The following is a 13,631-nucleotide window of genomic DNA, read 5'->3' as shown; positions in this document are numbered from 1 at the left end:
TTGGGCGAGGTGCAGGTACGCGAGCTCGAGGATCTGGCGCGCCGCCTACAGAAGGCCCGCGTGGACAAGACGGAGCGGATCACCGCGAACACCCTGCTGCGGATCGCCGCTGACCTGCTGCTTGCCCGGTCAGGGGAGTTGAGCGGCGACACCGAGGAGCAGCTCCGCCGGTCGGTCGGACTTCCGGAGAACCGGAGTTCGGGAGTTCGGAAGTCACGGGCCTCCCGGGGGACTGTGGAGCAGCGCTCAACCAGCGTTTAGCGCTACTAAACAACCGTGTAGCTCCGCTAAACGAGGAGGTAGACCGCTGTGCCATCGCTTGACCATCGCATGGACACGGTAGTTGAGGAGGTCGTCAGCCTGCTTGCTGCAGTACCACCAACGGCGAGGTGGGAAGCCATCCGAGGGCTGCGGACCCGCCTGTCATTGCTGCAGCAGTTGACTGTTCGTCAGATGGCGGAGGAAGACTTGGGCACCGTTGGGCGGCAGCTGCAGGTCACCAAGTCGCGGGTCAGTCAGCTCAAGGGTGCGGCACCGGCGGAGGGTCCGTGGACCATGTGGGGGAGGGCTCTCGCGACTGCGGGAGCCCTCGCGGACCTCGCCGAACAGCCGGGAAGCCACCGCCTCGCGGACGAGTTCGCGGACCTACTCGCTGACGGTCTACACGGTCCGTCGGCGGCGGTTCGGCCGCGAGTGGAGGACGCCGCGCGGCGCTGGACGGCGGCGGCTCGGCGCCGCCGGAGGGCAGAGGAGGCCGAGCGTCTACTCGGTCGGCTGGCCGCGCTGCTCGACGCGGGGATGCCGGCGGGGGAGCCCGAAGCGGCGCAGCGAGCCGAGTTGGTGTTCGCCTTCCACGCGGACCGGGCGGCGCTTCGAGGCGAACGTGGATGGCCACCGCTCCTCGGTCTGGAAGCGTCTGCGATGTCGCTCGGGGGCGCCTTGGATGACAGGAGGTCCGCGAGCTTCACCTCATTCAGGACGTGAGAGGACGCTGGTGGCGCGGCGGGACCGGCGCTGGCGGGTTCCGACGTCGACCTGCCGGCGGGGGGTGGCGCCGGCGGCGACCGCGTTCAGATCCGCGGCGATGTTGGTGCGGATGAGGGTGAGCATGTGCTCGCGGTCGTCGTCGGGGAAGTCACGCAGCAGGCTTGCCAGCAGGCTACTCACGGGGATCGCGCTCCTCGGGGTTCTTTCTGCCACGGTGGGGCATCCGTGGTCTGCGCCACCGCCTACCCGTCCCGCACCCCGATATACCCGCTCCCTGACCTGTGCCTGCCGCCCTGGGCCGGTCAGGGACCCCGGGCCCTGACGAACGTCCGGCCGGTGCGCACCATGGCCTCCGTGACCTGGCGGACCCCAAAACGAGCCGCCAAGACGGGTGGGCGACTCCTCGCCCAGCAGGCCCTCGGCCCGGGCACGGGGCCGGCTGAAGGCCATCGACTGTCATCCCCTGTGGAGCCCACCGTTGCCGGTCGATCTCCGGCTACTCGGTGGCGACCTCTGCGCGCCGAGGACGAACGCGAACCGGTCGGGAACGAGAGCAACGACTCGGGGTGCGCCGCGTCGATCTCGGCCACGCCTGCGCTGAGCGCGTCGTCGTCGAACGTCGACAGCAGCGACATGTGCCGGCCGCGGACCATTCCCAGGTACCGGCCTTTCGGGATCTCGACCGAGCGCTCGCGGTAGCTGACACTGACCGCCAGACCGGCGCTCCACATGTGATCGGCGATGGTCTCCGGGTCGGGCTGGAGCTGTTCGAAGCGTCGCAGGGCCGCACCGAACAGCGGGTAGGTGATCTTCCTGGGCAGCATCACGACGAGCAGCCGTCCGGCCGGGCCCAGGAGTCCGGCCAGGCCGGCGATCACCTGCGGGCGGTCGGCTGCCGCGATGTGATGGACCGCCTCCTTGACCACGATCGCGTCGAGGGAACCGGGCAACGCGGCATCGGGTTCGTGCCCGTCGACCGCTGCGAACTGCTCGGCAGACGCGCATACGGGGCGTAGGCCGGAGTCCGCGGGAAGCTGGCGCAGCATCGCGGGGGAGGGGTCGACGCACAGGATCGGCACCGTGGGCCGGACCAGGCCGAGAAGGCGGCGAGTGTGCAGTCCGGTCCCACATCCCACGTCGGCGATCCGGTCGCCGCGGGTCAGCTCGAGCGATCCGACGATCTCGCCGGCCATCCAGTCCAGGAATGTCTCGCTGTAGGTCCAGGCCTGGTCGTAGCTGCCGGCGAGCCGTTCGTAGTGCGCCGAGGTCTCGCGGTTCTCCACGTCGGACCCCCTGTCACCTCCCGCGCCAACACCGTCTGCGGGCCCCCAGTTGTCTCCGATGCTCTCAGCCATCCATGGGGCCGATTCGACGCAAGCACCTCCGAACCATGGTGACGGCTTGAGCTTCGACTCGACGACTCCACTGACCGGCGATCCACTGCCGATCTACGACGGGCGCCCGCGGCGCGCCGGCGCGGACGGCAGGGTCAGCACGATGTCCGCGCCGTTGGCTTCCGGTTCTGCCGGCGGTGCTGCCTGCGCGCCGATGCGCTCCCAGTGGTCCGGCAGGTCCTCGCGCAGCAGCCGACGATTCGGCCCGCAGGCCGGCGAGATCGACCGGGTGGCCAGCGAGCTCGGCTTTGTCGAGGCCCTTGGGAGAAGGCCGCCCAGACGTTCGTGCCGGTGACGACGGTGGACCAGTGCCCGGGCCGCAGGCGCTATCGTCACCATTCGTGCCGCAGGCGAGGCGCCGGCGGTGTCCGCTCGTGGCGGCCCGGCCGTTCCTGGCCGTTGTGGTATCGGCAGAACAGCAGCACACGGCCGATGCCGCGCACGCCGGGCGGTTCGTCGGCCGACCCCCCACCCCAGGGCCATTTCGTAGTCGATAGGCCAAGTTGATCATTCTTGGTGTCGGCCGATGCATGGCCTGACCTGGACGGATACCGGCGACATGCCTGGAGTGGATGCACGGCAGGCACGACCCCCTGCCGATCATGGAGTTCTCGACGCTTCATGTTCGCCAGGGAAGGCCGTGCCCGCCGATGCCATCATCTCCCCTCGCCGTCGTGGTCGACGAGCTTGCCGCGCAGATTCCGGACAGGATCGGCAAGCCACATCTGGTTACCGAAGGTGACCAGATGGCGTTGCTGGAAGCTCTCGCGCAGGTACCGGATCCCCGTCGACGGCGCGGAGTGCGTCACTCCTTCGCCGCGATCCTGACCATCGCGGTGTGCGCGATGCTCAGTGGCGCCCGGTCGTTCGCGGCGATCGGGGAATGGGCCGTCGACCTGCCCGCGGATGCCCGCGCCGGTCTGGGGTTGACCGGGCGGATCCCGGGCCCGGTGACGATCTGGCGGGTGCTGGTACGGGTGGACCGGGCGGCGTTGGAGGCCGCGATCGGAGCCTGGATCCGGGCCCGCCTGGACGCCGTCGACACCGCCGGGCACCAGCCGCCACGGCGCCGACGCCGGGTGCTCGCGGTGGACGGCAAGGCGATGCGCGCCACCCGCCACGGCGCCCACCCCGTGCACCTGCCCGGTGTCCTCGACCATGCCCGCGGCGTGGTCCTGGCACAGGTCGACGTCGACGAGAAGACCAACGAGATCCCTTTGTTCTCGACGGTTCTCGACCAGATCCCCGACCTGACCGGCGTCCTGATCACCGTCGACGCGATGCACTCGCAGACCGCGCACGCCGACTACCTCCACGCCCGGGGAGCGCACCTGTTGGTCACCGTGAAACGTAACCAGCCCACCGTCCACACCCGGTTGAGGACGCTGCCGTGGAAGGACGTCCCGGTCGGGCACACCACCACCGGCCGTGGTCACGGCCGGATCGAGACACGCACCCTCAAAGCCGTCACCGTCCCGGCCGGGCTCGGGTTCCCCCACGCCGCCCAGGCCATCCAGATCACCCGCACCTCCCGCCCGATCACCACGAACAAGGGCAAGCGCCGCCGGCGACGTGAGACCGTCTACGCGATCTGCACCCTGCCCGCCCACGACGCTCTACCGGCCGAGCTGGCCACCTGGATCCGCGGCCACTGTCCATCGAGAACCGGCTGCACTGGGTCCGCGACGTCACCCTGGGTGAAGATCTCCACCAGGCTCGTACCGGCAGTGGACCCCAGGTCATGGCCACTCTCCGCAACCTGGTGATCAGCCTGCTCCGGTTCGCCGGCTTCACCAACATCGCCCGAGCCCTACGCCACCACGCCCGCCACCCCGACCAGGCAATCACCCTCATGACCAGCACAAACACTGACTTTGCAATGACCCTGGACTCTGCTGCTTAATTCGCGGTTCGGGTTGTGCGCTGCTGGCTGAGGCGGGTGAGCCTGCTGGCGCGGGGTGTGAAGGCTGGTTGATCGGGGTTCCCGTGGGCGTCGAGGCGGATGACGTTGACCGCGGTGGCAGCGAAGGCGTGTTGGAGGCGGGTCTTGGGCAGGCCGCGGTAGCGGGCGTGGCGTAGGCCGGTGACGTCGAGGGCCTGGTTGATGGTGCCTTCGATCCCGGCGCGTAGGGCGTACCGGGTCTTCCAGGTGTCGGTGGCCTGTTCGGTGCGGGCGGCGGCAGAGGGTGTCGTGGAGTTCTCGGGGGCGCAGGCTGAGGAAACGGACGCCGCGTGCCGCGGTGGTGCATGCCTTGCGGGTGGGGCAGGGGTGGCAGTCGGTGCGGGCGAACTGGACGACGATGGCGTCACGGTCGTGCTGGCGGACGGGGTACCAGCCGGTGCTGGTGTGGCCCTGCGGGCAGCGGGCCTGGCGGGCTTTCCAGTCGATCCGGAACGCGGCCTTGTCGTAGCCGGTGCCGGCCCTGGCCTGGGGTGAGTGGTCGAGCAGGGCGGGGGTGACCATGGTGATGCCCCGGGTGGCGGCGTCGTGGATCAGGTCGGTGGAGGAGTAGCCGGCGTCGAGGTAGTGCTCGGCGGGGGTCAGGCCACGCTCGGCGAGGGTGGCCTGGACCGGCCCGGTGGCCTTCACGTCCGGGACGGATGCCTGGGTGGTGAGAACGTCCGTGATCAGCCGTAACGGCAACGCCCCGGGTTCGGGTTCGGGTTCGGGTTCGGGTTCGGGTTCGGGTTCGGGTTCGGGGGGAGGGTCGCAGGTTTCGGTGAGGTGGATCTTGTAGCCGCACCAGAACAGGTCGTCGCCCTTGGCCGCGCGTCGCGGTCGTAGGCCGGCGCGTTCGACGTCGTCTTCGCCTCCTACGGCGTGCTGCCCTGGATCGCAGACGTGACGGCGTGGATGACCGCGGCGGCCACGGCGCTGCGTCCCGGCGGCGTCCTGGTACTGGTGGATGGGCACCCACTCACCCAGATGATCGACATTGTCGATCCCGTCAGGTTCGATTTCCCCTACCAGGGCGGCGCCGCTCACCGCCTGGAGTCCGCCAGCTTCTACGCGAGCAGCGCCACCCAGCTGACGACGACGAAGACGGTGCAGTATCCCCACGGCCTGGGCGAGATCGTGACCGCGGCGGCGGCCGCCGGACTCCGCGTCGACGCACTCACCGAATACCTCGACTCCGACGGCCCGGAAGGACGCGCAGACCAGATGAGGCGCGGGCAGGACGGCCGCTGGCGGCTGATCATCACCGGCCAGCCCGTCCCAGTGCAGTACGCACTGCGCGCCACCCGGAACAGCACCACGTTCAGTAACCGTATTTGATCTTCTCGGGGCGCCATCACCAGCACGATCTACTCAACCGCTCGTCCTGGAAGGCACGCGGCTCTGCTCTCGCAGCGTCGACGCCACGGAACACCTTCACCGGCGGCTGAGTTCGGCGGTGAGGAAGCGTGTGTCGAGCCAGGGCCGGGTGGTCTGTCCGGTGAACGGGTCCGTCAGGTCGCGGTCGTAGCGGCCGGCGATCTCGGTGTCGTCGTCCTCGCGGACGGTCCAGCCGTTCGGGTACAGCCACTGGGCCGGGTGCGGACGGGGCTCGGTGTTGAACAGTGACCGTGCCTCGACACCGGACCGGCGGCTGAGCCGCTCCAGCGTCGCGGTGTCGGAGGCCAGCCGGTCCAGGGCCGCGAACCGATCCAGCGCGAGGCGGCTACCGACGGCGGACAGCTGGTGGATCCGCCGCAGCAGGTGTTCTTCGGCGGCGGCGGGAAGGTAGCCGAGCAGGCCCTCCGCAACCCACACAGTCGGCACTGCCGGGAGAAACCCCACCGCGGTGAGCGCGCCCACCCAGTCCTCGCGCAGGTCGGTGCCGACCGCGACACGCCGGCAGCCAGGCGCGGTCCGCGGCTGCCGCGCAGCACGTCGTTCTTGAAGGCGAGCGCCACCCCCAGGCGAGCAAGATTCAATGACAGAACGGAAAGTTCGTCGTCACAGGACAACACGCTTCGCCGACCGTGGGAATTGTCAGCGCCGGCCGGCCGCGAAGACGGGATTCCCCGGAAAGAGATCGCCCGCGGAGGCGAGGACGCGGTGCCTTCCACCATGGAGCAGTCCGTGGCGGAGCAGATCGGAGACCGTAGTCCAGAAGGACGCGGCATCGTCACCGGACGGCGGAATTCGCTCAGCAGGTACTCCGGCCGCGACGAGCAGTTGTCGGGCCGGCGTGGCCGAGCCGAACACCGTGGCGAGCATCTGGATCTCGGCCCGGCTCAACCCAGCCTCACCGGTCTCGACTTCTGTGTCAGCCCTGTCTCCACGAGTTGACCGCGACGGGGAGGCATCGCCAGCGTGGGGTGATCGTCCCGCTCCGTCAGGATTGACGATCTTACCGATGTTGCCGTCGCCGACCTGATGGATACTGTCGCCGAAGTGGAAGCTTCCACTCACAGCTGCCCCACCTTGCCGATATTGCCATCACCGATCTGCATTACCCGGTCGCCCACATGGAAGTTTTCGATAGTGTACTGGAACTCGGCCGCCGGATTGCTGATCGCCCCAGTGACAGAACTCAGGAGATTTCCAGTTTCCGTACTATTCTTGGACACGATCCTTGCCCGAACACCCCCGTTGGTCTGCACCTCAAGGATCGAGAATCGCCGCGCCAGTAGGTCCAGCAGCTGCACGAAACGATAGAAAAGAAACGCGAGTACCCCGAACCCAACTAGCGTCGCGACCGATTCGTGCCCCGCCGCGGAAGCCAGCGAAGCGATGACTGCGCCAATGGCCCCCCATAGAAATACCGACCGAATAAAGTTAGATATGACACTACCCCGATTCGCCCCAAGGTCGACTGCTCGCACCCGGGCAATGTTGTTCAACGGATAGGCCTCACGGCCGATCCACAGGATTCTTTCACTGACCGTAATTTTTATGAATTCGGATTGAATGGCCATTGATCCCCCATATTACCGATGATCCAGATATCGGGGACGGATTCTACACAATCTATAGGCCCACCAATAGAGATTTTTGACGGATTCGTAGTTACATGAAACAATTGACCATTGATTGGGTGAATGTTGATATAGTCCACCTTTCAACAAGGGCGACAGAACGCCCGCCGGTTCACGAGTGTCGGTTCCCAGTCGATCTGTCCTCCGGCAGTGCCGCTGACCTGCGGTTGGACAGATCGACTGGGACGGTCGCCGCTCAGCGTGTCCCATCCGTTCTGTCCTTTTCCGGGGGTGCGCTGACCTGCGAGAGGACAGATCGGTGGTCAAGGCTGGCAGCGGAGCGTGTTCGACTGACCTGAATTCGCAAGATCGATACTGATGATTGTGACTGGCGGTAAGGGTGATCGTCACATGACGGCTGGCGGGGCCGGTCGTATCTTGCTGTGGTCGCCGGAGGTGCCTGAAGGTCCGCCGCTGACTGGCCGTTGATTGCGAGCTGGGTATGCGGACCGCCCGACCGCTTATCGTGGATCATGCTCGGTCGAGCGTCGCATGTCCTATAGCTCGCCCAGCGACCGCGCGGGCTGCTCGTGACGCCCGAGGGTTGGACCGGCCGGCAGCGTCAACCCTAGGTTGACGTCGAACTCTCGTCAACCTAGGGTTGACGAGTGACAGAGCTGAAGCGAGAGCCTGACCTGGTAGACGCAGAGACCGGCGTGGGTCACGCGAACGAGCCGCACCGTGCGCGGCGGGTGGCGGAATCGTTCGGCGTCGACGCCGCACGTTATGACCGGACGCGGCCGAGCTATCCGGAAGCGTTGGTCGCGCGGGTGGTAGCGGCCAGTCCCGGGCCTCGGGTGGTCGACGTCGGCTGTGGCACGGGCATCGTGGCCCGCCTGTTGCGCGCGGCGGGCTGCCAGGTGCTGGGAGTCGAGGTGGATGCGCGGATGGCCGAATTCGCGAGACAGGGCGGGCTGGAAGTGGAGGTCGCGGCGTTCGAGGACTGGGAGCCGGCGGGCCGGGTGTTCGACGCCGTGGTCTCCGGCCAGTCCTGGCACTGGGTGGATCCGGTGAAGGGAGCGGCGAACGCGGCGCGCGCGCTGCGCCCGGGCGGTCGACTGGCCGTGTTTTGGAACGCCTTCGCGCCCCCGCCCGAGATAGCCGAAGCCTTTGCCTCGGTCTACCGGCACGTCGCGCCCGACCTGCCGTTCAGCCCATGGGCGGCCCCGACCCTCGACGCGGATGCCGCGTTGGCCGCCAGGGCAGTCGACGGGATGCAAGCCGCCGGTGGTTTCGGCGACGCCGAACAATGGCGGTTCGGCTGGGAACGGACGTACTCCCGGGACGACTGGATTGATCAGGTGCCCACTCACGGCGGCCACAGCCAGCTCCCGACAGCCCAGCTGAACCAGCTGCTGGCCGGCCTCGGCGCCGCGTTCGACGTGTTTGGCGGCAGCATCACGATGCCCTACGTGACCCTGGCGGTCACGGCCGAGCGCACCGGGTAGCTGCCGGCGGGCGTCACGCCCGCCCGGATCGCGGGTGTGTAAGAACAGCGGTGTAACCCCGATCAAGGAGTGATACCTGCGCGGAGCTCGTCGTCGTCGAACGTCGACAGCAGCGACATGGGCCGGGCCGCGAATTTTCAGTTGCCTCCGATGCTCCCAGCCATCCGTGGGGCTGGTTCGATGCGGGCGCCGCCGAACTCCTGGCGCTAGGCGCGAGCCCGGCGCGACGCCCATGGCGCCAGGCTCGCCTCCATCTGCGATGCCCACCAGGTGGTCGCCCGAGTTGAGGGCTGCGGGTCGGGCCCAGGCAAAGGGCCGGAGGCGACTCTGCCCGCTACAGCCCCAGTTGCGCGGAGGGGTTGTTGTGGAAGATCGAGGCGGGTCGGTAGTAGCCCATGGCGGTGGCCATGGAGCGGTGGCGGGTTTGGCGCATGACGGTTTCGATCGGGATGCGGTTCAGGCCGGCTTGGGTGACGAACCCGGCGCGCAGGCTGTGGGCGCCGAAGGCTGCCGGTGGGAATCGGTCGGGGTCGTCGAGGAGGGCGACCGCGGCCTGCACGATCCGGGCCACTGACCGGCCCGAGAGCGGGGTGTCGGGTCCTGTGGTGGGGCTGCCGAGTCGGCCGTGGCGGTCGATCGGCCGGAACAGCGGACTGTCGGCGGGTAGTCGGGTCGGGTCGGGCAGGCCGAGGGTGTCGGCGAGGGCGTACGTCCAGTCCGCCACGGCCTGGACGGGGCAGCTGGCGGTGCAGGTGCCGGCGGGGTGGCCGTGGGCGACGCCGACGAACGCACCGACACCGGTCTGGTCGGTCTTCGACTGGGCGATGAAGACCTTCAAGCCGTCGCTGTCGACCGCGGTGACGTCGCCGATGGTGAGGGCGACGAGTTCGCTGCGCCGCAGCGCGGCGGCGTAGCCGAGGAGCAGCAGGGCTCGGTCGCGGTAGGCGGCGAGGACGGTCTTGTTGTAGCGGCGGGCGGCCCGGCCGGCGGCGCGGGGTCCGCTGTCGGTGGTGGGGGGAGGGGTGCGGGTGCGGGCGTCGAGCCGGGTGGCGATGGTGGCGAGCTGGGCGGTGATCAGGGCGCGTTTGCCGGTGGGTCGGGTGCGCCGGGTGCGGCGTAGGCCGGCGACGGCGCGGCGGACGAGTTCGTCGCGGGTCGGGTCGTCGGCGTGGGCTTCTCGGACATCAGACGCAGGGGCGAAATCGGGCCCAGATTGCCACCGATCCAGTGACCCATCTCTAGCTGTCAGCAGGTTGCTGACAGCCGTCAGAAGCTTGCCGACAGCAAGCCATCTTCACGACATGCTAAGTGGTCGTAGGAGAGGGAAGTGGTTCTTTCTCTACTGAACTAATGTTGAGTAGCGCCGAACCAGCTGCCTTTGGCTGATTTCCAGGTTGTAGGTCGTGCTGACGGACTCCAGCTGCTCGGTACAGAGCCTCAACATCCCGGATCACGATCGCCCGGTAGCGAGTGTCCACCACACCCTCCTCCCGTAGCTTGCGTAGATCCTTGTGCACCGTTGGCTCGGCGGCGCCGACCAGCGCAGCCAGCTCCGGCTGGGTGAATGCGATCTGGACACGCCGGCCTGGCCCGTCCGTCGCATCGACTCCGTATGACCGGTCCAGCTCGCAGATCACCCGGGCCAGCCGCATCGCGATCGTGCACCCGCCGAACTCGACCCGGCGCCGGGTCGAGCTGCGCAGCTTGGCGCTCACCGCCCGCAGCAGGGGTGGCCCGATGTCGGGGTGGGAGCGAAGCAAGGCGAGGAAGTGTTCCAGGGGCATGACCTTGGCCAGCACGGCGCCGGCCGCCGTGACCGTCGCCGAGCGCGGCTCGCCGTCCAGCCCGGCCTGCTCGCCGACGAGGTCGCCGGCGCTTCCGATGGCCAGCAGCGCGAAGCCTCCATTCTCGGTGGCAGCTGTGACCTTGACCCACCCGCTCAACAGCAGGACCACGAAGGTGGTGGAGTCGCCCTCCTGCATGAGGACCTCGCCGTCGGCGTACTCGTGAAAGGTGCCAAGGCTGAGAAGCACGCGCCGGGTCTGCTCTGGCAGTTGACCGAGCAGAGTGGCCGCCGGCCAATCACGAGGCGGTGCGGACGTGGACTCGCCGCCAGCAATAGCGGCAGCCTTCGGGGTTTCGGCCCGCAGGCCAGCCGCTACCGGCTCGCCTGCTCCTGCGGTGTCCCCTTGGGCTAGACGCTGGCGGGATTCCTGGACGCGTCGAAGGTGAGCCTCCACCTCCTCGTCGGCGACGCGGCCGACAACCTCGTCGGCGAGGTCGAGGAGCCCGGCGAGCAGGTCATCGGGCGGCTCCTGCGCGCCGGGTTCGCGGAGTGGGTCATCCCTGGTCATCACACCCCCTTCTTAGGTGAGGCGGGACTGTGATTGAACGGGGCACGCTCCTGGAGCAGGACCGCCTTGAGCCCCCGACGGGCCGCCACGAGGTTCTGTCGGACCGCGGCGGGAGTCTTGCCCAGCAGCACGCCTATCTCAGCCGTGGTCAGATCGGCGAGAATTCCCTCCATCACCTGGCGCTGCGCGGGTGGCAGCGAGGCAAGCAGCTGATCGACCCACTGCCGGTCCTCCCACACGGTCAACGCGGCGTCCTCACCGTCCTGCAGTGTGTCGCCTCGCGCGACCTGGCGTTGCCGGACCCGATCGAGTCCGCGCGTCCGCGCCTTGTAGAAGTGGTTCAGCATTGCTCGGCGGGCATAGGGATAGGGATGCTCGACCTCGCTCCAGCGACACAGGATGTCCTCCATCGCGGCAGAGATCGCGTCCTCGGCCTCCTGTTTACCGGCACCTGCGTACAGGGCCGTCCGCAACAGCCTGCGATAGCTTGCGCGGAAGAATGCCGTGAACTCGTCTTCTGATGGGTTCGGCGGCGCGGCGGCCGAGCCTGGTGCCGGGGCTGCGTTGTCGACCTGGGTCACAGGCCATCCCTCGTTCCTCGGGCGCGAAACCGTTGATCATCACGATGGGCCTCCTTGCTTCCCTGATCCCGCGGCCGGCAAGAGTGTGAGGCTCCCAGCCAAGATTCTTTAGCCGGCTGCATTATTGCCGCTCTCGCGCGCAGCGGGCCGACGATCACGCCGGCCTTCCAGCCAGGTCGACAGCACGGCGGCCACACCGGCGATCCCTGCGACCGGCACGGATCCAGTCGCCGCGTACACGCCTCCGACGCCGACGAACACTCCGTTGGCCACGGCAGTCTGCCCCCCGGACTCCCAAGGGCCTCCCGCACGCGGTGAGGCGCTGACCTGGTTCTCCGAGCCTGAAGCCGGCTCGTTCATCGCCACATCCCTCCGCCGGCGCCCCGCCCTGCACGGTGGCGTCGCCTCTGTGGTCCCGTTGCGAGGCCACCTGTGAGTCGAGTCGGGAGGTTTGTCTAGCGCACGCCCTCAAGTCGCGGAAACGGAGATAGTGCGAACAGGTCCGCAACATGCGGGTAAATGCGGTGGTGTGCTGCCTGGTGTACCTCCGCCGCCGAGCTCCCGCCCTTACGTGGCGGTAGGTTACTTAGCGGAGGCAGCCGTGATGGCGACACAGTCAGGCGTGACAGACTCCGCGGTTCGGGGCTACGTCGGCCGCCAGCCACCGCAGGAGAGGGGTGGGGTCACCGTAATGCGACCACCGCAGCACCGGCCCAGCAGCAGTGAGCATCGTGAGTAGGCGTGCGCTGTCGTCAGCGATTTGGCTGGCGTCACGCGGTGGAGCGTCGAGAAGGTAGCTGTGGGCTTCGCCTTCGGCGACATACCAGTCCCCGCGGAGGTGGGGACGCACAGCGGCGATTGGCTCGCCAGTAACCCAGCGGCCTGACACAGCCACGCCGTCAGTCCCGTAACTCGGTAGGACGGTGACAAGGCGGACACGGGGGCCGACTTCAGTTAGGAGCGGATGGGCCTGGCCGAGCTGCCGGTAGGTGAACCAGGCGGCGGTATCGAGATCGCGCCGCGTCTCGGGGGTTACCGCAGACAGCTCGCGGAGGCTAGGGCCGACCTCGTCGTAGGGGACCGGCAAGCGGTGGGCGAGATCGACCCATGTGCCAGCCTTGACAGGGATAAGGATCGGCAGACTGGTTACCGTCAGCTGGCCGGCAGTCTCATACATGATCAAATGATCGTTCGACAGCAACGACCAGCCGTGTTCGAGTAGAAGTCTCAATGCGAGGGTGGTCTTCCCAGACTGCCGCTCTCCGGCAAAAATCAGCAGTGTGTGCAGCCCGTTCGCACTGGGGGGGCTAAGTGCGGCTGAGGCATGGAGCATGATGTACTGGCGGGCTTCGCAGGCCGCGAGAAAAGCCGCGCGGATCCATTTTCGGGCCGCGACCTGGACGGCGACCTGCGTAGGCCCGCACATCTCGACGTGGCGTCGAACGGGCTCCGCACGGTAGCCCACCCCACATTCATCGAGCATCCATTTTTTCGGTGGGCATCCTACCCGAATATGCATGGTCCAGTCGGCTGGTGGCGGCGGGTCGGGATGGAGGGGGTAGAAGTCCCTCAGGTAGCGATACAGGGCTTGACCGCTGGCCGCTGCCGCGCGGACACCCACTGTGGTCGCACCAAGAGGGAGGACTTTAGCCCAGAAACCGGCGGCCCGCTCGTTATGAGAGGGCTCGGGGCTAGCAGTCGAAGTCATCCCAGCGATCAACCTCCCTTCAGAATCCTACCTGCAAGGTAGATCGCAACTGGCTGGGTCCAGCGCACACCATGCGGTGCCGCACGGTGGACCAGCCTGAGCCCAATACCGCTTGATTAGCCTGTCGAGAGGATCGTCCAGCCTGACACGCCAACGGATGCTCCCTTATCGATAAACCTCTGGACTCGGCATGC

General features: G+C 67.8%; 16 protein-coding genes and 1 pseudogene. 5 read left to right on the top strand and 12 right to left on the bottom strand.

All coding sequences use genetic code 11. The features are described 5' to 3' along the window. Positions 1 to 9: 9 nt before the first annotated feature. On the top strand, positions 10 to 261 hold the full coding sequence (locus tag B056_RS0120930) for a hypothetical protein (RefSeq protein ID WP_230203097.1): 252 nt from the start codon (positions 10 to 12) through the stop codon (positions 259 to 261). A 192-nt stretch (positions 262 to 453) separates the two neighbouring features. Next, complete coding sequence (locus B056_RS37400) at positions 454 to 984, top strand: hypothetical protein (protein ID WP_230203096.1); 531 nt, start codon at positions 454 to 456, stop codon at positions 982 to 984. On the opposite strand, the gene B056_RS0120920 is transcribed toward B056_RS37400, so the two are convergent. The 3 genes from B056_RS0120920 to B056_RS44570 all read right to left on the bottom strand — a co-directional run bounded on the left by B056_RS0120920 (position 970) and on the right by B056_RS44570 (position 2,720). Continuing rightward, positions 970 to 1,167, bottom strand: coding sequence for a hypothetical protein (locus B056_RS0120920; RefSeq protein WP_018503815.1), 198 nt, complete (start codon positions 1,165 to 1,167; stop codon positions 970 to 972). The two genes, B056_RS37400 and B056_RS0120920, sit on opposite strands and share 15 nt — an antisense overlap. A 122-nt stretch (positions 1,168 to 1,289) precedes the next feature. Beyond that, complete coding sequence (locus B056_RS37395) at positions 1,290 to 2,270, bottom strand: class I SAM-dependent methyltransferase (RefSeq protein WP_154677154.1); 981 nt, start codon at positions 2,268 to 2,270, stop codon at positions 1,290 to 1,292. Between the two features lie 165 nt (positions 2,271 to 2,435). After that, positions 2,436 to 2,720, bottom strand: coding sequence for a hypothetical protein (locus B056_RS44570; protein WP_154677153.1), 285 nt, complete (start codon positions 2,718 to 2,720; stop codon positions 2,436 to 2,438). A 311-nt stretch (positions 2,721 to 3,031) separates the two neighbouring features. Between B056_RS44570 and B056_RS37390 the strand changes: the two genes are divergently transcribed. Next, complete coding sequence (locus B056_RS37390) at positions 3,032 to 4,147, top strand: ISAs1 family transposase (protein WP_230203095.1); 1,116 nt, start codon at positions 3,032 to 3,034, stop codon at positions 4,145 to 4,147. Positions 4,148 to 4,280: 133 nt separating this feature from the next. Here B056_RS37390 and B056_RS44565 read toward each other — a convergent pair whose 3' ends face one another. Together B056_RS44565 and B056_RS46110 are read right to left on the bottom strand one after the other, a co-directional pair. Further along, positions 4,281 to 4,691 carry a transposase gene (locus B056_RS44565; RefSeq protein WP_230203094.1) on the bottom strand — a complete coding sequence of 137 codons (411 nt, stop codon included), beginning with the start codon at positions 4,689 to 4,691 and terminating at the stop codon, positions 4,281 to 4,283. Continuing rightward, positions 4,642 to 4,845, bottom strand: a pseudogene (locus tag B056_RS46110) (IS1182 family transposase); the annotation flags it as partial. The pseudogene B056_RS46110 and the gene B056_RS44565, both read right to left, overlap by 50 nt. Positions 4,846 to 5,235: 390 nt before the next feature. Here B056_RS46110 and B056_RS37385 point away from each other — a divergent pair. After that, a complete protein-coding gene (locus B056_RS37385; RefSeq protein ID WP_230203093.1) occupies positions 5,236 to 5,658 on the top strand; it encodes a hypothetical protein in 423 nt (140 codons plus the stop codon). Positions 5,659 to 5,754: 96 nt separating this feature from the next. On the opposite strand, the gene B056_RS42040 is transcribed toward B056_RS37385, so the two are convergent. From B056_RS42040 to B056_RS42925, 3 genes are all read right to left on the bottom strand, one after another. Further along, positions 5,755 to 6,180 carry a class I SAM-dependent methyltransferase gene (locus tag B056_RS42040; protein WP_018503807.1) on the bottom strand — a complete coding sequence of 142 codons (426 nt, stop codon included), beginning with the start codon at positions 6,178 to 6,180 and terminating at the stop codon, positions 5,755 to 5,757. A 177-nt stretch (positions 6,181 to 6,357) separates the two neighbouring features. Continuing rightward, positions 6,358 to 6,606, bottom strand: a complete 249-nt coding sequence (locus tag B056_RS44560; protein ID WP_018503806.1) for an effector-associated domain EAD1-containing protein — start codon at positions 6,604 to 6,606, stop codon at positions 6,358 to 6,360. 170 nt (positions 6,607 to 6,776) lie between these two features. Next, entirely contained in the window at positions 6,777 to 7,286 is a 510-nt protein-coding gene (locus tag B056_RS42925; protein ID WP_020572619.1) for a DUF6232 family protein, read from the bottom strand. A 677-nt stretch (positions 7,287 to 7,963) separates the two neighbouring features. Here B056_RS42925 and B056_RS0120865 point away from each other — a divergent pair. Continuing rightward, the gene (locus tag B056_RS0120865) at positions 7,964 to 8,794 is read left to right on the top strand and encodes a class I SAM-dependent methyltransferase (RefSeq protein ID WP_407672402.1); all 831 of its coding nucleotides are present in this window, start codon (positions 7,964 to 7,966) and stop codon (positions 8,792 to 8,794) included. A 334-nt stretch (positions 8,795 to 9,128) separates the two neighbouring features. On the opposite strand, the gene B056_RS37375 is transcribed toward B056_RS0120865, so the two are convergent. From B056_RS37375 to B056_RS0120845, 4 genes are all read right to left on the bottom strand, one after another. After that, complete coding sequence (locus B056_RS37375) at positions 9,129 to 9,632, bottom strand: site-specific integrase (protein ID WP_018503803.1); 504 nt, start codon at positions 9,630 to 9,632, stop codon at positions 9,129 to 9,131. 466 nt (positions 9,633 to 10,098) lie between these two features. Then, the gene (locus B056_RS37370; protein ID WP_084647213.1) at positions 10,099 to 11,148 is read right to left on the bottom strand and encodes a Crp/Fnr family transcriptional regulator; all 1,050 of its coding nucleotides are present in this window, start codon (positions 11,146 to 11,148) and stop codon (positions 10,099 to 10,101) included. Continuing rightward, positions 11,148 to 11,729 carry an RNA polymerase sigma factor gene (locus B056_RS39590; RefSeq protein ID WP_018503801.1) on the bottom strand — a complete coding sequence of 194 codons (582 nt, stop codon included), beginning with the start codon at positions 11,727 to 11,729 and terminating at the stop codon, positions 11,148 to 11,150. The genes B056_RS37370 and B056_RS39590 overlap by 1 nt, the downstream gene beginning before the upstream one ends. Before the next feature lie 616 nt (positions 11,730 to 12,345). Further along, a complete protein-coding gene (locus B056_RS0120845; protein WP_018503800.1) occupies positions 12,346 to 13,194 on the bottom strand; it encodes a hypothetical protein in 849 nt (282 codons plus the stop codon). Positions 13,195 to 13,631: the final 437 nt, after the last annotated feature.

Source organism: Parafrankia discariae, assembly GCF_000373365.1.
Classification (GTDB): domain Bacteria; phylum Actinomycetota; class Actinomycetes; order Frankiales; family Frankiaceae; genus Parafrankia; species Parafrankia discariae.
The sequence above is the reverse complement of the archived record's forward strand: the minus strand, read 5'-3'. Positions and strand labels throughout refer to the sequence as shown.